16 protein-coding genes and 1 pseudogene are annotated in these 16048 nt (G+C 70.1%); 4 read left to right on the top strand and 13 right to left on the bottom strand.

Annotated elements, in window-relative coordinates:
* Position 1: 1 nt before the first annotated feature.
* Positions 2-1333, bottom strand: a complete 1332-nt coding sequence (locus tag P3T41_RS11795; RefSeq protein ID WP_280689643.1) for a DUF2092 domain-containing protein — start codon at positions 1331-1333, stop codon at positions 2-4.
* Positions 1334-1519: 186 nt separating this feature from the next.
* Between P3T41_RS11795 and P3T41_RS11790 the strand changes: the two genes are divergently transcribed.
* Positions 1520-4156 carry a bifunctional FO biosynthesis protein CofGH gene (locus P3T41_RS11790; protein ID WP_280689642.1) on the top strand — a complete coding sequence of 879 codons (2637 nt, stop codon included), beginning with the start codon at positions 1520-1522 and terminating at the stop codon, positions 4154-4156.
* Positions 4157-4164: 8 nt separating this feature from the next.
* On the opposite strand, the gene P3T41_RS11785 is transcribed toward P3T41_RS11790, so the two are convergent.
* The 9 genes from P3T41_RS11785 to P3T41_RS11745 form a co-directional block, all read right to left on the bottom strand.
* Positions 4165-4719, bottom strand: coding sequence for a Uma2 family endonuclease (locus P3T41_RS11785; protein WP_280689641.1), 555 nt, complete (start codon positions 4717-4719; stop codon positions 4165-4167).
* Between the two features lie 50 nt (positions 4720-4769).
* Entirely contained in the window at positions 4770-5651 is an 882-nt protein-coding gene (locus P3T41_RS11780) for a hypothetical protein (protein ID WP_280689640.1), read from the bottom strand.
* Positions 5652-5855: 204 nt separating this feature from the next.
* Positions 5856-6401, bottom strand: coding sequence for an NUDIX hydrolase (locus tag P3T41_RS11775; RefSeq protein ID WP_280689639.1), 546 nt, complete (start codon positions 6399-6401; stop codon positions 5856-5858).
* Between the two features lie 68 nt (positions 6402-6469).
* Positions 6470-6907 carry an NUDIX domain-containing protein gene (locus P3T41_RS11770; protein ID WP_280689638.1) on the bottom strand — a complete coding sequence of 146 codons (438 nt, stop codon included), beginning with the start codon at positions 6905-6907 and terminating at the stop codon, positions 6470-6472.
* 28 nt (positions 6908-6935) lie between these two features.
* On the bottom strand, positions 6936-7550 hold the full coding sequence (locus P3T41_RS11765) for an AAA family ATPase (RefSeq protein ID WP_280689637.1): 615 nt from the start codon (positions 7548-7550) through the stop codon (positions 6936-6938).
* Complete coding sequence (locus P3T41_RS11760) at positions 7523-8326, bottom strand: hypothetical protein (RefSeq protein WP_280689636.1); 804 nt, start codon at positions 8324-8326, stop codon at positions 7523-7525. Before P3T41_RS11760 ends, P3T41_RS11765 begins: the two co-directional genes overlap by 28 nt.
* A 52-nt stretch (positions 8327-8378) precedes the next feature.
* The gene (locus P3T41_RS11755) at positions 8379-9158 is read right to left on the bottom strand and encodes a hypothetical protein (protein WP_280689635.1); all 780 of its coding nucleotides are present in this window, start codon (positions 9156-9158) and stop codon (positions 8379-8381) included.
* Positions 9151-10134, bottom strand: a complete 984-nt coding sequence (locus tag P3T41_RS11750; RefSeq protein ID WP_280689877.1) for a radical SAM protein — start codon at positions 10132-10134, stop codon at positions 9151-9153. Before P3T41_RS11750 ends, P3T41_RS11755 begins: the two co-directional genes overlap by 8 nt.
* Positions 10135-10243: 109 nt before the next feature.
* Complete coding sequence (locus tag P3T41_RS11745; protein ID WP_280689634.1) at positions 10244-10732, bottom strand: ATP-binding protein; 489 nt, start codon at positions 10730-10732, stop codon at positions 10244-10246.
* A 197-nt stretch (positions 10733-10929) separates the two neighbouring features.
* Between P3T41_RS11745 and P3T41_RS11740 the strand changes: the two genes are divergently transcribed.
* Complete coding sequence (locus tag P3T41_RS11740) at positions 10930-12348, top strand: hypothetical protein (RefSeq protein WP_280689633.1); 1419 nt, start codon at positions 10930-10932, stop codon at positions 12346-12348.
* Here P3T41_RS11740 and P3T41_RS11735 read toward each other — a convergent pair.
* Together P3T41_RS11735 and P3T41_RS11730 are read right to left on the bottom strand one after the other, a co-directional pair.
* The gene (locus tag P3T41_RS11735) at positions 12343-13377 is read right to left on the bottom strand and encodes an NAD-dependent epimerase/dehydratase family protein (protein ID WP_280689632.1); all 1035 of its coding nucleotides are present in this window, start codon (positions 13375-13377) and stop codon (positions 12343-12345) included. The genes P3T41_RS11740 and P3T41_RS11735 overlap by 6 nt on opposite strands.
* A 118-nt stretch (positions 13378-13495) precedes the next feature.
* Positions 13496-13669: pseudogene (locus P3T41_RS11730) on the bottom strand (threonine/serine dehydratase); the annotation flags it as partial.
* 49 nt (positions 13670-13718) lie between these two features.
* Here P3T41_RS11730 and P3T41_RS11725 point away from each other — a divergent pair.
* Positions 13719-14672 (top strand): phosphotransferase, encoded by a 954-nt coding sequence (locus tag P3T41_RS11725; RefSeq protein WP_280689631.1) that lies wholly within the window; start codon positions 13719-13721, stop codon positions 14670-14672.
* A 183-nt stretch (positions 14673-14855) separates the two neighbouring features.
* Complete coding sequence (locus P3T41_RS11720; protein WP_280689630.1) at positions 14856-15146, top strand: hypothetical protein; 291 nt, start codon at positions 14856-14858, stop codon at positions 15144-15146.
* 58 nt (positions 15147-15204) lie between these two features.
* Here P3T41_RS11720 and P3T41_RS11715 read toward each other — a convergent pair whose 3' ends face one another.
* Positions 15205-16035 carry a helix-turn-helix transcriptional regulator gene (locus P3T41_RS11715; protein ID WP_280689629.1) on the bottom strand — a complete coding sequence of 277 codons (831 nt, stop codon included), beginning with the start codon at positions 16033-16035 and terminating at the stop codon, positions 15205-15207.
* Positions 16036-16048 lie beyond the last annotated feature (13 nt).

Genomic DNA, 16048 nt, shown 5'->3' with positions numbered 1-16048 from the left:
GTTACTTCACTCCCGCCGCTGCCTGGAGCACCGGCAGGGTCACCGCGCCGGCGTAGACGTGGTTGTCGTCGGTGATCAGGACGTTGATCACCTTGGTGCTGATCAGGGTGCCGCCGGCCACCGGCTTGCCGAGCGACTTGATCAGCGTGGTGGAGTCGGGCAGCGCCTGCTTGCGGTGGTGGCCGCTCGCGGCCTTGCCGCCGCCGGTCTGTGTGGAGCCGGTCTGGGTGGAGCCGGTCTGTGTGGAGCCGCTCTGGGTGGGCAGCGTGAAGGAGACCACCGCCGTCCAGTCGGTGCCGGTCACCTTCGAGCCGGCCTTCGACGCCTCCGGCTGCGGCTGGATGCCGTTGTCCCACTTCCGCTGCTGCGCCGGCTGGACCACCGTGGCGCCCTTCGGCGGGGTGAAGTCGAAGGTGCTCGCGCTCGGCACGGCGAAGGAGACATCGCTGAAGTGCACGTCCAGCACGGTGCTGCCGGAGGTCGAAGTCGCCACCACCGCGAGCGGGGTGCCGGTCGCGGAGTCCACCGCGATCTTCACCTCGCGGATCGTCGAGCCGGACTGCTTGGGCTTGACGCTCAGCTGGTAGGCGTCCCGCCCGGCCACCGAGACGGTGCCAGCCACGCTGACGTCCGAGCTGCTCGCGCTGCCGGCCAGGAACTGCTGGGCGGCCTGCTGCGGGGTGGTCGGCACGCCGTCGAGCGGGGTCTTCGGCTGCTCCTTCGCGTCCTTCGCGGCAGCGCCGCCCGTGCCGTCGCTCAGGTGCACGGCCTGGTTGCTCGCGCTGTCCCAGGCCCAAGCCTGGTCGCCGTTGTGGATCAGGTCGTACTCGGCCAGCGGCTCGACCAGCGCGACCCGCTGCTTGTCCGGGCCGTCCGCCGCGACGCGCAGCGTGTGGTCACCGGCCAGCAGGGTGGTCAGCTTGGCCTGCGGACCGGCGCTGGCCGCGTTGGCGGCGCCCTCCTTGGCCTGGCCGCTGCCCCCGGCCGCCCCCGCGGCGCCGGTCACCCCGGCCACCGCGCCCTGGCTCGCCATGTCCAGCACCTGGCTCGGGATGCCGAGGTCGGTGGAGACCTGCACGGTGCCGCTCAGCGCGGTGGTCCGGTTGGCCAGCACCTTGGTGACCAGCTGCTGGGCCGTGACCTGAGGCAGCGTCGGGGTGCCCGGGCTGGCCAGCGCCGGCACCACAGCCACGCCGGCCGCCGCGACGGCCGCGATCGCCACCGGCACCAGCACCCGCGCCGCGGTGCGGCGTCGGCCCCGGTAGGGCACGCCGATCGGCTCGTCACCGCCGGCCGGCTCCGGCTCCTCGAAACCCGCGTACTTGGTCGTCATGGTGTCAGCCCCTCCGTAGCACTCCGAGTTGTGCCTGCCGTCATGACATCCATTAGAGACCTGTGAGGCCGCTGCCACATCGCCCCGCAGAGGTAATCCGCCGTACATCCCGTGGTGCAAGCAACCCTGAGTCCTTATCAGGGTTGTCGGGGACCCGGGGTCCTCCTGCTGGCGTAGGGTCGGCCCATGGACGCCACGCCCCTCCCAGCGCCGACCGCGCAGTCGACCGCGCAGCCGCCTGTGACGTTGAAGCCGACCACGACGGTGACCGCGAGCGCGATGCGCCGGGCGCTGCGCCGCGCCCGCGACGGTGTGGCGCTGGACAGAGGCGAGGCGGCGGTGCTGCTCCAGGCCCGGGACGAGGACCTGGCCGACCTGTGCGCCACGGCCGCCCGGCTGCGCGACCAGGGCCTGGCGGCGGTCGGGCGCGAGGGCGTCATCACCTACTCCAAGAAGGTCTTCGTCCCGCTCACCCGGCTCTGCCGGGACCGCTGCCGCTACTGCACCTTCGTCACCGTCCCCGGCAAGCTGCGCCGCGCGGGGCAGGGGATGTTCCTGTCGCCCGACGAGGTCCTGGAGATCTGCCGCCAGGGCGCCGCGATGGGTTGCAAGGAGGCCCTGTTCACGCTCGGCGACCGCCCCGAGGACCGCTGGCCCGAGGCCCGTGAGTGGCTGGACGCGCACGGCTACGACGACACCATCTCCTACCTGCGGGCGATCTCGATCCGGGTCCTGGAAGAGACCGGCCTGCTGCCGCACCTCAACCCGGGCGTCTGCAGCTGGACCGACTTCCAGCGCCTGAAGCCGGTCTCCGGCAGCATGGGCATGATGCTGGAGACCACCGCCACCCGCCTGTGGTCCGAGCCCGACGGCCCGCACTACGGCTCGCCCGACAAGGAGCCCGCCGTCCGGCTGCGCGCCCTGGAGGACGCGGGGCGCAGCGCCGTCCCGTTCACCACCGGCCTGCTGATCGGCATCGGCGAGACCTTCGAGGAGCGGGCCGACTCGCTCTTCGCGATCCGCGGCATCTCCCGTCAGTACCACGGCATCCAGGAGGTGATCATCCAGAACTTCCGTGCCAAGCCGGACACCGCGATGCGCGGCATGCCGAACGCGGAACTGCAGGAGATCGCCGCCTGCATCGCGGTCGCCCGGGTGGTGCTGGGCCCGAGCATGCGGCTGCAGGCGCCGCCGAACCTGCTGGCGGGGGAGTACCAGCTGATCATCGGTGCGGGCATCGACGACTGGGGCGGCGTCTCGCCGCTCACCCCGGACCACGTGAACCCCGAGGCCCCCTGGCCGCAGATCGCCGAACTGGCCGCCCGCACCGCCGAGCAGGGCTACCGGCTGCGCGAGCGGCTGACGGTCTATCCGGAGTTCCTCGGCCGCGGCGAGCCCTGGCTGGACCCGCGGATCCGGCCGCACGTGGAGGGCCTGCTGGAGCCGGAGACCGGGCTGGCCCGCGAGGACGCGCCGGTGCTCGGACGGCCCTGGCAGGAGCCCGAGGACCTGGGTTCGGCCGGCCGCACCGACCTGCACCGCGAGATCGACACCGACGGGCGCACCGGCGACCGGCGCGGCGACTTCGACGACGTGTACGGGGACTGGGGCGCGCTGCGCGAGCAGGCCGCCGCCCTGCCCGCCGCATCGCCCGCCCGCCTGCCCGGTGACGTGCGCGCCGCGCTCGCCGTGGCCGCCGACGACCCGACCCGCCTGACGGACGACCAGGCGCTCGCCCTCTTCCAGGCCGACGGCCCGGGACTGGACGCGCTCTGCCGGATCGCCGACGACGTCCGCCGCTCGACGGTCGGCGACACCGTCACCTACTGCGTCACCCGGAACATCAACTTCACCAACGTCTGCTACACCGGCTGCCGCTTCTGCGCCTTCGCCCAGCGCCGCACCGACGCCGACGCCTACAGCCTCTCGCTCGACCAGGTCGCCGACCGTGCCGCCCAGGCCTGGGAGGTGGGCGCCACCGAGGTCTGCATGCAGGGCGGCATCCACCCCGACCTGCCGGGCACCGCCTACTTCGACATCGCCCGGGCCGTGAAGGACCGGGTGCCCGGCATCCACGTACACGCCTTCTCGCCGATGGAGGTGGTCAACGGCGCCACCCGGACCGGCCTTTCGATCCGCGACTGGCTCACGGCCGCGCGCGAGGCCGGCCTGGACACCATCCCCGGCACCGCCGCCGAGATCCTGGACGACGAGGTCCGCTGGGTCCTCACCAAGGGCAAGCTCCCGGCCGACACCTGGGTCGAGGTCGTCACCACCGCGCACGAACTGGGCATCCGCTCCTCCTCGACGATGATGTACGGCCACGTCGACACCCCCGCCCACTGGCTCGGCCACCTGCGCCTGCTCGCCGCCATCCAGCAAAAGACCGGTGGCTTCACCGAGTTCGTCACCCTCCCGTTCATCCACACCAACGCCCCGGTCTACCTGGCCGGCATCGCCCGCCCCGGCCCCACCCACCGGGACAACCGCGCCGTCGTCGCGATGGCCCGGCTGCTGCTGCACCCACACATCCCCAACATCCAGACCAGCTGGGTCAAACTGGGCGCCGAGGGCGCGGCCGAGATGCTCCGCTCCGGCGCCAACGACCTGGGCGGCACGCTGATGGAGGAGACCATCTCCCGGATGGCGGGCTCCGCCTACGGCAGCTACAAGTCCATCCGCGACCTGGAGGCGATCGCCACCGCCGCCGGCCGTCCGTCGCGCCAGCGCACCACGTTGTACGGCGAGGTGAGCGAGGAGCGGCGCGCGGTGGCGCTGGCCTCGGACGGGCATCTGCCGGTGCTGCTGCCGGTGGTGGAGTAGGGGGCGGCTCAGAAGCCCGAGGTGTCCAGGGTGAGGCCGAACGGCTCGGGAAGGTGCAGCGGGGTGCCGAACGGATGCGGGCCGTCGACCACCGCATAACCGAGGTCGTTCGGCTCGGAGAACAGGGTGCACATGCGGTTCTGACGGTCAGCCAGGAGGTAGAGCGGCGCGCCGTACTGGGCGTAGCGCTTGCGCTTGACGACCCGGTCGGTGTCGCCGTTGGACTCCGACGTCACCTCGACCACCAGGAGGGTCTGGTGGGGGAGCAGGGCACCGGCCCCGGTGGCCAGCTCCTCCGGCATGACGGCGAGGTCGGGGATGTACCAGTTCGGCGAGCCGGGCAGGTCGAGGTTGCCCGAGCCGATGATGCAGCCGAGCTCGTCCGCTTTGGCATCGAGCTGGCGGCTGATCCCGGCGGCCACCTTCTCGTGGTCCCAGTCCGGTGATGCCAGGACGATCCGCCCCTCGACGACCTGGGCCCAGGGGTGGTCGATGAGTTGGACTGCGTACTTCAGCGCTGCCTCGTGATCCACGTCCCCGTACGCGATGGGCTGTGCGCTCACACTCGCCGCCCCTTCACCCCTCCGGTTCCCACGCTGCCGACGCCGAGCCGTCACGCCGCTGCGGGCTCCCGCTCCGCGCCGCTCAGTCCCTCCTTCGTCGCCCGTAGCGCCGCCCGGGCGTTCGCGGCACCGGTGGCCGTCGCGGCGTAGCCGCCGCCGATCCCGATCGCCGGTGCGCCGCGCCCGGCGCAGACGTGGCATCGGCCCGGCCGGGGCACCGGATCGCGGCACTCCACGCACTCCGAGCGGTCGGCGTGTCCGGGCCGCTCGGCCACGGCGCCTGCGCCCGGTTCCGGCGGCATCTTGCGCTGCAGCCGGTTGCGCAGCAGGCCCAGTGGCGATGCCAGCACCTCGGGCAGGCCCGGTAGTAGCGCCTGGGCGAGGTCGGCGAGCGTGCTGCCGCGCGCCAGCCAGCTCGCCACCAGCGGCGCCAGCTGCAGCGCCTCGGCCTCGCCGAGGCGAAGGCGCCGCTCGGGCCGGATCACCCGGTACAGCGCGGCCACAGCCTCGCGCAGAACCGGGTCGACCTCGCGGGTGGGGCGGGGGGTTGGTTCTTTCTCCCGGTTCTTTCTCTTTTGGATGACACGGGATCCGGTACTCGCCTCACCGGGTCCCAGAATGCTGGGAGTCGGAGCCACCAGCTGAGGGGTGTCGAAGACGTGCACCTCGGTCCGGAGCGTCCCGTCGGGCATTCGTAGCGTCAGGACCCAGTAGTAGCCGGCATCCCGCAGCTCTTTGAGGGCCTTGTAGGTCGCGACCCGCCCCTGCGGGCTGGAGTCGGCCATGTGGCGCCCGTCCTCACGCCACCCGGGCGGGCGGGAGAGCATGTCGAGGAGCAGGCCGCGAGCGGTGTAGGTGAGACGGCGGTTCTGCGCCACACGGTTGGAGACAACCGTGAAGTCGCGTGAGTGCGCGCTAAGGTGAATGTGCATCGGGAGCTGTTCTCTCCGGGTGTCGGGCCCCGGGGTGTTGGCGCACCGCCGGGGTCAACTGTGTTGTGTTGACCTTTCGCACGGAACGTAACACGCCAACCACCTTGCGCTACCGCGCATTCACTCGAACGGGCGGCCATTGGGGGCGTGCGACAGCCCAGTCGCGCCGGCTCGGCGCGCTCACGCCCCAGGAAGGCCGCCCGCTCAGATCCAGGTGTAGTTCCAGTCGGTGACCGGCTCCAGCTCGAACTCCGGCAGCGGTGCGTCCGGCGAGGGAAGTTGAGCGAGAACCTTGCCGATCGGCGGGAACAGCGGCAGGTTGCCGACGGCGCGGAAGTCGATCCATTCGACGCTGCCGACCTCGTGGCTGCCGTCCGGCAGCTCGTCGAACTCCTGAGTCGCGAGGCCGGCACGAACCTCGGGCGTGACGAATGTCCGATAGATCAGGTGGATCTTCCGGGGCGAGGGCGTCGACCCGGGCCGGGTGACCCGGGCATCCATCGTCCCGATCAGCTGGACCGTGTCGGCCTGTTCGGCGCCCAGGCCGAGCTCCTCCGCCAACTCGCGCACCACCGCCTCGCGGAAGTCCTCACCGGGCTCCACATTGCCGCCGATGGTGCTGTAGTGCACGGAGTCGGCGCGGTCGCGGCGCAGCAGCGCGACGTCGTCACCGCAGAAGACCAGGCCGGTGACGCGGACCTTGATCCTGCTGAACGGCTCCTCGGATGTGGGCTCTTGGTCGGTGCTCATCGGGATGGTTCTCCTCGCGGTAGCGCTGCGGGTGCGGGCTGCTGTTGGCCTGGACGGCGCTCCGCAGCTCACCAGCCCTCAATGGCGTGAGGCCGGCCGTCCAGGTAGGCGGCGATACCGCCGGCGTTGTAGGGGACGGTGTTCTCGGGGAGCTGCTCCGGGCACACCCAGAGGAGCCCCGCACACTTGTGCGGTTCGGTGTTGACGGGCTCTCCGTCCCAGCGGCTGGCGGCGAAGAACCAGCCGACGCGAGGTTGGCCTTCGGGGTTGCGGAAGTGGACGACGTGGACGGTGCGCAGGTCGTCCCGGTCGAGTTTGATGCCGATCTCCTCGGCCGCTTCGCGGATGACCGCCTCGGCCACGCTCTCGCCGTGGTCGACCTTCCCAGAGGGGAGGTTGAGTTGGCCGTCGGCGTAGCCGGTGTTGGCGCGTTCGGCGAGCAGGATCCTGCCGTCGGCACGCTCCAGGATCAGCATGACGTCGATGACGGGGCGTTGGGTGGTCATGATGCAGGCCCTTCCGGGCCTCGCAGGTTCAGCTGGCGATGAGCAGGCCCAAGTCGGTAACGCGGTCGGCGATCCAGCGGACCCGGGAGGTCGTGTCGATGCCACTGGGCAGGTCGAGGAGCTTCACCCCGGTCTGCGTCAGGGCATCGTAGACCGCGTCATCGACCTGCGCCTGAAGGTGCAGGACCTTGTCTCGGTAGTGGTCCCCGCCGGCCTGCTGGTCGAAGCGGTCGCGGCAGTAGACCACCGCGTCGTAGGCGTTCGGCATCCAGGCGCGGCACAACGCCTCGATGGCTTCCAGGACTTGAGTGACTTGGGGATCGGACTGGTCGAGCACGAGGCGGGCGTAGGCCAGAACGTTGGCAGGGGTCTTGTCGCAGATCAGCAGCCGGTGGTTGCGGGTCGCGCGCAGGGCGGCGGTCAGCTGGGCGGCGAACAGGTCGAGTTCCGCCGTGAGGTCGAATTCGCCGTCGTGGTGCAGGGTGATGGCTTCAAGGAACGGACTGACCCGTGCGGGCTCACCGGTGCACTCCACGTGGATGCCCAACTCCCGGTAATGGGCGGTGAGAGCGTGGACGAGGGTGGTCTTGCCGGCGGCCTGGGTGCCTTCGACGGCTAGGACGATGCAGTCGCGGATGGGCATGGATCCTCCGTGAGGAGCTTGGTGAAGGTCGGTGAGGTGAGCCACGTCCAGGCACCCTCGGCTCTCTGGGCCAGGACGCGGTTGACGTTCACCGGCTCGCGCCAGGTCGAGACGCCACGCGCGCGAGCAGCGACGAGGGCGGTGGAGAGGCTGTGACGCAGGTTCAGCACGCTCACCCGCTCGCAGGCCTCGTGGTCGGACTTCTCAAGCCAGCGGCGGTGGAGCGCGGTCATCGACGTTCCGCGCAGCTCCGGTTGCGTGACGTCGAGTTGGAGTTCTCCGCAGACGTCGACCAGGCGGCGGGAAGGGTTCGTCAGCAGATGCCCGGCGTCGTATCGGGTGTCGAGGATGGCCGGGTCCGCCGCGTCCGGGGTGCGGCGGCGGCGCCATGCCTCGCGTGCCGGTCCGACGGAGCGCGGCCGGTGGTGGTCGTGGTGGGCGTCCAGGACAGCGAGGTCCGCGCACAGCTGGTGCCCGACGATGAGGTCCGCACCGTCGAAGGCACGCTGAACTGCCGTGCCGGCCTGCTCGATCAGCTGCCCCATCTCGTCGGCGGACTCGACGTAGAGGCTGGTCCAGTCGAACATGACCGCAGCTGGGTCAAGAACGCCGCTGGGCAGGTCGATCCAGGTCAGGGAGTAGCAGAACGGCCGATTGCCGTTCTTGATCCGGTAGTTCTTGGTCCACTCCAGGTCCAGGGAGGCGATTCGCACAGTGCCCGGCGGGCGTCGCGGTGGCACCTGGTGGGGGCGTTCGAGCGTGGACAGGGTGATCACGGCGCACTTCCTCGATCGGTGGCGGGCCCCGGGCCGAGGCCCGCCGGTGACGCTACCGGCCGGTGCCGGACGGACTGAGACGGTGATGCAGCACGTTGGGGAAGGAATCCCAGGCGACAGCCCGCACGATGCGGGCGACCGGCAGGACGCCATCCCACCGGATGTGGCGACGGGCAAGGCCGGCCAGCAGCGTGGTGGCGAATGCTTGGACGACCGCCGAACAGGCCAGCTTCTCCCCGGCCAGCGGCGGGTCCATGCCCAGGTACTCGTAGATCGCCTGGACCCGGTGGGGCATCAGAATGCCATCCGAGCCGTCTGGCACAGCGAGCTCGTTCTCCCGGCACGCCTGGCCGATCGTCCAGCCCGTCAGGGCGAGGTCTTCGCCGGTGTCGGTCAGCTGCGCGGTCGCCCGTTCGCGGACCTCCCGCAAAGCCCACGCCTGTGCCAGCGCAGTGATGCCCGGCGCCCCGCCGGTCGCGTGGGCGAGCAACGCGGCCCTGTCGTCCTCGAAGGAGTGCCAGGCCAGCCCTGCCGCATGCCGACGGCCCTGGACGAGCAACCGGTCCAGGAAGTCCGCCACCTGTGGCGCCTCCTCCTCTGATCCGACGGCGACGGCCTGGTACCCGAAGTGAAGCATCGGTGGGACGACGGTCTTGGTAGCGGTGCGGTGCACGGGCAGGAAGACGGCGGCCGCAGCCACCGGCAGGGCCTGCTGCCCGTTGTCGGCCCACTGCACAGCGAAGCCGGTCAACAGCCGCACGGAGTGCCCGAACGGACGCTTGTCGGCGCCGAACGGAGTGTGGGGCCACAGCTGGTTGGTGTAGCTACGCACTGACGGCCTCCGTGTGGCCAGTGGTGCGGATGGAGCGCCCGAGGTACTTCGCGAAGTGGTTCGCCTTGAACCGGTACCGCTTCCAGATCTCGGTGATCGGCTCTTTCAGGACGTTGCCGAGCGGTTCGAACAAGTCCTTCGCGTCGTACACCGGCCAGGCGTTGACCGCCCCGGTCGGCTCGACGCAGATCATGTGGCCCTCGTTATGTGGGGTCCAGGTCGTCATGCGCAGCGCGGGTGTCCAGTCGTGCACCGCCCGCAGCTCCTGGAGGCGGCCGAAGGCCTCGGCCGCCTCCTCTTCGGTGATGAACTCCTTCTCGTCCAGGTCCAGGGCGTTGCCCTTGCGCAGCGGCAGGATCAGCTTCAGCTTCCCCGCCTCCAGCAAGTCAGCGATCTGGTAGGTGAAGGGGAGCGCGGTGAGCGTCGAGCGGTAGACGACGGCTGACAGGGACAGTGGCAGTCCGGCGTCCTTCAGGGCTCGAACCCCGGCCATCACCTGGTCGTAGTCGCCCCGGACCCGGGTGGTCGTAGCCCGTGGCCCCTCCAGGCCGACGTTCATGAACGCGACTTTTCCCGCGATCCGGCGCGCGTGCGCCAGGCCCTTGGTGGCGTTGGTGGGCACCGCGACGATGAATTTCTCATCGGCGAACATGTCCACCACGTCCCCGAAGTCCTCGCGCAGCAGCGGCTCCCCGCCCGACAGGAACACCCGCCCGACACCCTTGAGGTGGTCGCGCATCCTCTCCAGCTGCCCCAGCGTCGGGTCCGGGAGCTGCAGGGTCTCGGAGCAGAACGAGCAGTCGAAGTTGCACCGCTTGGTGACCTGGAGGATCACCGACAGCGGGCCGGTCGAGTCGGCGACGAGCTGATCCAGGTCGGCGGTCGGGTCGAGCGTGAAGTGGTGGCCGGCGGCGAAGCTGACCCCGCCACCCAGGTCGACGGCCGAACGGCGTGACATCTGCGGAGTTCCGAGCATGGTGGTCACGTACTCAGTCCTTTCGGTTGGCCGGCTGGCGTGCATCCAAGGCGCTACGCCCGACCGGTGGGAAGTGAGCCTCAGGCGGAGGCAGTGCAGGTACAGCCGGTCAATCAGCCTTCGAGCATCGGCTTTCTGCCCTCGCGGACGCCTCGCGGGTGTGTCGACTCATGGGCAGGTGAGCCCACACGACTTTGCCGAACGGGACCGGGTGCCAGCCCCATCCGCTGGTCAGCTCCCGGACGAGTACCAGGCCAAGACCTGACTCGGCCTCGCCAGGCTCCGCCTCCCGCGTGACGGGCCCGGCGGGGTTCTGATCGGCGACCGCCAACAAGCAGTTGCCCTGGCCCGAGTCGAGCAGCAGCGCCCGTACGCGCCCGGGAGCATGCCGCACGACGTTCGCGAGAAGTTCGGCCGCGACCGTCCCGAGCGCGTCCCGCTCGCTTTCCAACGCTGCGGGCCACCACCGCTCGGCCAGGCTGACCAGCCACTGGCGGATGCGGCGCACCTCCAACTCGTCTGCCAGCGCGTCGTAGTACCGTTCATGCTTCTTTGGTCCGCGCCATCCCTGGCCCCTGCGGTGGTCAATGGTGCTCACGATGCTCCTTACTCCCGGGCGCCACTCGGAAAGCGACGCCGAAGCCGCATTCCATGGCAACTGCGGGACTTGCGGAGCTCACAGAGTGCCGCTGACCTGCGGACACAACCACTGCATTGCCGGGGACTCTTGAGACACGTTCTGGTGAAGGCTGGGACAGATCGGGGTCACTTCACGGTCACTTCGAAGCGGGAAGTGTGCACCCCGAGCTTCTGGTGGTAAGCACGTATGCGGCGGACAAAGAAAAGGTGGTGACACCCTTGGCAGACCAGCCTGAGCCCGGGACACTCCTCGGCTCGTTACTCGCGCAAGGTGGTGTGAGTTACCGCGAGTTCAGCGACGAATACCGTCGTATCGGGAAGCAATTGTTCGATGAACGTCGAGACAGCGCCTTCAGGGGCGCGACAGTCGCGACGAAGACGTGGAAGCGCTGGCGCTCGGGAGTCACCGGGCTGCCGCGCCATCCCGCGCCCAGAATCCTCGAACGCATGTACCCGACCTACAGCGTCCAGGCGCTGTTTGGGCCGCCGGACGCAATCGCGGTCAATCCAACTTCCATGTCAACGCTCGACGATAGCGATCTGATGATGACAGCACGTAAGGCAGCCGTTCACGCGGGCAACGCTGCAGCAAGCAACCTTCCAGACATGACCATCAGTCAGCTTGAGGATGATGCAATCGAGTTCGTTCGGGCCTATGTCTCCAAGCCCCCATTCACCGTCTATGGACAAGGCAACGAACTGCTGGCCGTAGCACAGGCGATGCTCGATCGGACGCAGATCGTGTCGCAACGTAGTCGGCTCTACCTCGTGGCCGGGGAGGTGACGGCCATCCTGTCCGCCGCAGCGTTCGACCTCGGCTCGCTGACGGCCGCCACCTCATTCGCCCGATCAGCCGCAATGTACGGACAAGTGATCGAGCACGGCCCGCTCCAGGCCTACGCGCACGGCACCCTCGCCCTGCTTGCCTACTGGGACCGCCGGCCGTCCGATGCGGTTCGGCTCATCGTGACCGCGAAGACGTTCACTGGCCTGGGTGACACCGGTCAGCGGCGGCTCGGTGCGATCGAGGCCCGGGCCTACGGGCACCTCGGCGATGCTGCTAATGCCCGTCGTGCTGCTCTCGACGCACTTGAGTTCGACTCCGGCAGTCGGGATGAACTCCATGACGACGTGGGAGGCGAGTTCAGCTTCTCGCGCCGTCGCACGCTGATGAGCAACGGCACCACCCACCTCCTCCTCGGTGACGGCCCCAGCGCTGAAGAGGCCACGGGGCAGGCGATCGCCCTGATGGCCAGCCGGCCAGGCGGCAAGCCCGCTCTGCTCCCACAGGAGCACACCGACCTTGCCCAAGCCCAGACCGACCTCGCCCGGGCCCGTATCCTCGCCGGTGAGTTCGACGGCGCTGCCGAGGCCATCGCCCCGGTCTTCGATCTCCCCAGGGAGTGGCGGGTGGCCGGTGTCACGGACCGACTGCGAGGCCTTCGCCAGGACCTCACCCGCGTTGCCGTCCCCGGCCCGCCGACCGCAAAGGCCGAGCTGGCAGAGCACATCGATGACTACGTTGCGGTCGGCGCGCACTCCCAGCTCGGTAGCACCCTCGCCTTAGGGTCATGAGGGAGATCGCCCGGCCGTGCTGGCCAGCACCGACGCCTCCTTCTCCTCGCTGATCCCGTGCACGTGACGTCGTGGGTGATCCACCAGCTCGCCACCGGCGTCCAGCCATGCCCAGGTGTCCGCGATGGTCTGCGCGATGGACCGGAAGCGCATCCCCGCTCCTACTGCCCGGGTCGAATCAACGCTCCACACCCCCTGGTGGGTACGCCACAGTGGGAGCTCGGTCCACTCCGTGACCCCGTGCTCGATCAGCAGCCGGTCGTCCACCCACACCGGCTGCCCTGCTCCTTCGGTGACGCGCAGGCACTCCGCTACGAACCCTCCGAAGGTGATCCCCTGAGGGTGGGTGACGTTGAAGATGTCGCCCTCGGCGACGTCGGCGCGGTCGAGCGCGAACGTGGCCACGTCTCGGACGTCGACCGGCTGGACTTTCCGGTCAGGTGGTGCCGGAGCCAGGATGTTTCCGCCTCGTGCCGCTCTGCTCAGCCACCAGGGGAGTCGACCCACGTACTCACCCGGGCCCAGAATCACTCCAGGCCGGAGGAGGGTGACGGCATCGGCGCCGAAGACGCTGGTCACCGCCCGCTCACCGCCGGCTTTCTGAAAGCCGTAGATGGTTGGCGATCCGTCAGGGCCGGTGTACCCGAAGGTCTCGTCCGCGTCAGGCGGGCAGTCCAGCACCGGGCTGTCCTCGGTCAGCTTCCGATGCGGCCAGCCCTGGTAGACCGACACCGTGGAGATGTGCACCCAGTGCCGGACCTGGTCACGGAGCTCGGTGGTGCTGAGGAGGACACCGCGCGGCGACAACTCCGTGCTGGACGTGTCGATCACAGCGTCCCAGGGGCCGTGGGACGCCAGCCTGCGGAGGTCCTCAGGCGCTAGCCGGTCACCGGCGATGTGCTGCGCCTGCGCGGCGGGAAGTCCGGAGCGGCCCCGGCTGAACGTCGACACCTCCCAGCCTCGCGCGAGGGCGCCGTCGACAACGGCCTTCCCGAGGAACCACGTGCCGCCGAGAACGAGAATCCGCATGCTGCCGATCCTGCCGTCCCGCTGTAGGAGCGCGCCAGTCTCGAAGCTTCATGCCGATGCCCGTGGGGCGATCCTGTGCTGGGCGGTCCGACTGCCGGGCTCGGGGGCGTAGGCGGGCAGCCAGGGCGGTCTCGCTCGTACGGTGCGCGCCGAGGGAGTCGGCCGCTACCGAGTCCACGTCCACGTCCACGACTTCGGCCGCTTCGAGTGCGGCACCGAGGGCGCGGCAGTTCACCGGTTCGACAGCGACGACCTTCACGCCATGGTGCTCGGCGGCGATGGCCGTTCCGGCTCCCGCATGGAACTCGCGCGTGCCGCCCTCCGGATGATGAGGTGGCACGGTGACCAACCACGATGAGACGGCGGCTGTCCTACCGTTGACGCTGGCCTGGGTGGGCCGGCACCTGGAGGTCGGTGAACGGGTCGTCAGAGCCGAGGTGCTGCACGGCGGCATCACGGCCGACATGCGGAGGCTGACCATCGGCACGCGGGACGGAGGTACCCGCTACCTGGTGCTGCGGACCTTCGTCAACGTGGAGTATGCCGAGGACTGGCTGGACAGGGAGGCCGGCGCCCTGGCCCTGCTCGCGGGGACCGGTGTGCCGGCTCCTGGGCTGGTCGCGGTTGATCCGACCGCCGCGCATTGCGAGTATCCGTCGCTCCTGATGACGCATCTGGCGGGCCGGACGGTCCTCGACGATGTGGGAGTGGAGGCGCGCGTTCCTCTGCTGGCCCGTCAACTCGTGGCGATCCACGCGTTGCGACCCGCTGAGCGGCCCCGGGAGTACGTGGCGTTGACGACCGCCGACACCGTCGTGACTCCGAAGGGCGCCGACGCGGCGGCATGGGCGGCGGCGATCGATGTGATCCGCAGGCCCGCGCCGCCCTATGAAGGGCGGTTCCTGCACCGGGACTTCCAACCAGGCAACGTGCTGTTCGACGTGCCGCCCTCGGGGCCGGCAGGTGCCAGGATCACCGGCGTCGTCGACTGGGCAGCGACTTCCTGGGGCCCGGCGGACCTCGATGTGGCGCACTGCTCCACCAATCTCGCGCTGCTGCACGGCCCGGCGTGGGGTCTGCGGTTCGCTGAGGCGTATGAGGAGGCCGGCGGGGTGCTGGCCGCGGCCGCGAGCGAGCGGCTGTACTGGCAGGTGCGGGACGGGCTGGCGTGCTCGGAAGAAGTGCGGTTGGTGGCGCAGCCGTGGCGGGCGGCAGGGAGGACAGAGCTGACGACGCGAGCGGTGGAGGAGCGGCTGGATGCCTATGTCACCGCCCTGCTGGACGCGCTGGGCTGAGCCAAGATGGCCCGGGGCGCAGGATCGGTGACGAACTCACGGACGAGTAAACCCGTTCGAGAGGAATTCGAGACCGTGGCACCATGGGCCGCGTGACGACGAACCGAAAGGTCCATGCCGCGTAGACGGCCAGAGCGCATCCGGGCCAGTCTCCCCCTGCGCCGGGCACGGGGGTCAAGGCCGGTGATCGACGGTGTCTCCTCGCGGGCGCTCTCCGAGATCGCCCGCCTCGAGCGCACCCGGAGTTACCTGCTACCGGGGGATGTCACCGCCGCCGTACGCCTGTGGAGGGACTACGCCCGCTGCCCTGAGCGCCAGTTGTGGCACGACGACGAGTGGGGCAACGTGCACTGGTACTGCTGCGGCGATCCGCTGGAAGCCCGCGCCCTCCTCGACACGGTGATGAACGCACTGTCACCCCGAAGCGCCCGCGAACTCCGAACGATCGTCAACAGGTCTGACACTGCAAGGTGAGCTTCTGTCTCCGGCTCCCCAGGCCAGTTGACGATTGACGAGCCCAACGGTCACGCCGCTACCCGACGAACGTCTGCGTGCCCAGCACCGCGAGCAGCGCCAGCCGTTGCGCGTCCTCGGTGTCGGGCTCGGCCGTGTAGATCATGATGCGCAGGTCGCTGCCGGCGACGCTGAGCACGTCGCAGTCCAGCGTCAGCGGGCCCACCTGCGGGTGGTCGATGGTCTTGCGCGACGCCTCGTGCCGGCTCACGGCTCCGGAGTCCCAGAGTTCGGCGAACCGGGGGCTGTTGGCGCGCAGTTCGGCGATCAGGCGGCGCAGGCGCTGGTCCGCCGGGTAGCGGTTGGCCGTCGCGCGCAGCTGGGCGACCTGGGCGGCTTCGAGGGCGCGCCGGGACTGCGGGGTGTGGCGCACGCGGGTGCCGGAGCCGAGGAAGTTGCGCCACACCGCGTTGCGCTCGTTGCCGTGGAACCGGCCCATCAGCGCCGTGTACAGCGGGTTGGCCAGCAGCAGCGTCCAGGTCGCGTCGCTGACCGCGACGGGTGTGCCGGTCAGGCGGTCCAGCAGCCGCTGAACGCTCGGTGTGATGTAGGCGGGCACCGTGCCCTGGCCCGGTGGCACCAGGCCGGCGACGTGGAACAGGTGCTCGCGCTCGGCCGCGGAGACGCGCAGGGCCCGGCCGAGGGCCTCGACGACCTGCTCCGAGGGGTTGGCGGCCCGGCCCTGTTCGAGGCGGGTGACGTAGTCGACCGAGATCCCGGCCAGCAGGGCGAGTTCTTCGCGGCGCAGGCCGGCCGCGCGGCGATGGCCGCCGACGGGCAGGCCGGCCGCCTCCGGGGAGATCCGGTCGCGCCAGCGTCGCACCGTGTGCCCGAACTCCGTGGTCGCCATGACACCCACTGTG

Origin of the sequence: Kitasatospora sp. GAS204B (assembly GCF_029892155.1) — a bacterium.
GTDB lineage: Bacteria > Actinomycetota > Actinomycetes > Streptomycetales > Streptomycetaceae > Kitasatospora.
This window is presented reverse-complemented; position numbering and strand designations above follow the sequence as displayed.

Bases quoted from the DNA above. Each gene is read 5' to 3' on its own strand.
- P3T41_RS11765 (WP_280689637.1), bottom strand. From the start codon at position 7,550: ATGCCCATCCGCGACTGCATCGTCCTAGCCGTCGAAGGCACCCAGGCC.
- P3T41_RS11715 (WP_280689629.1), bottom strand. From the start codon at position 16,035: ATGGCGACCACGGAGTTCGGGCACACGGTGCGACGCTGGCGCGACCGG.
- P3T41_RS11775 (WP_280689639.1), bottom strand. From the start codon at position 6,401: ATGAGCACCGACCAAGAGCCCACATCCGAGGAGCCGTTCAGCAGGATC.
- P3T41_RS11790 (WP_280689642.1), top strand. From the start codon at position 1,520: ATGGACGCCACGCCCCTCCCAGCGCCGACCGCGCAGTCGACCGCGCAG.
- P3T41_RS11735 (WP_280689632.1), bottom strand. From the start codon at position 13,377: ATGCGGATTCTCGTTCTCGGCGGCACGTGGTTCCTCGGGAAGGCCGTT.
- P3T41_RS11770 (WP_280689638.1), bottom strand. From the start codon at position 6,907: ATGACCACCCAACGCCCCGTCATCGACGTCATGCTGATCCTGGAGCGT.
- P3T41_RS11795 (WP_280689643.1), bottom strand. From the start codon at position 1,333: ATGACGACCAAGTACGCGGGTTTCGAGGAGCCGGAGCCGGCCGGCGGT.
- P3T41_RS11750 (WP_280689877.1), bottom strand. From the start codon at position 10,134: ATGCTCGGAACTCCGCAGATGTCACGCCGTTCGGCCGTCGACCTGGGT.
- P3T41_RS11780 (WP_280689640.1), bottom strand. From the start codon at position 5,651: ATGCACATTCACCTTAGCGCGCACTCACGCGACTTCACGGTTGTCTCC.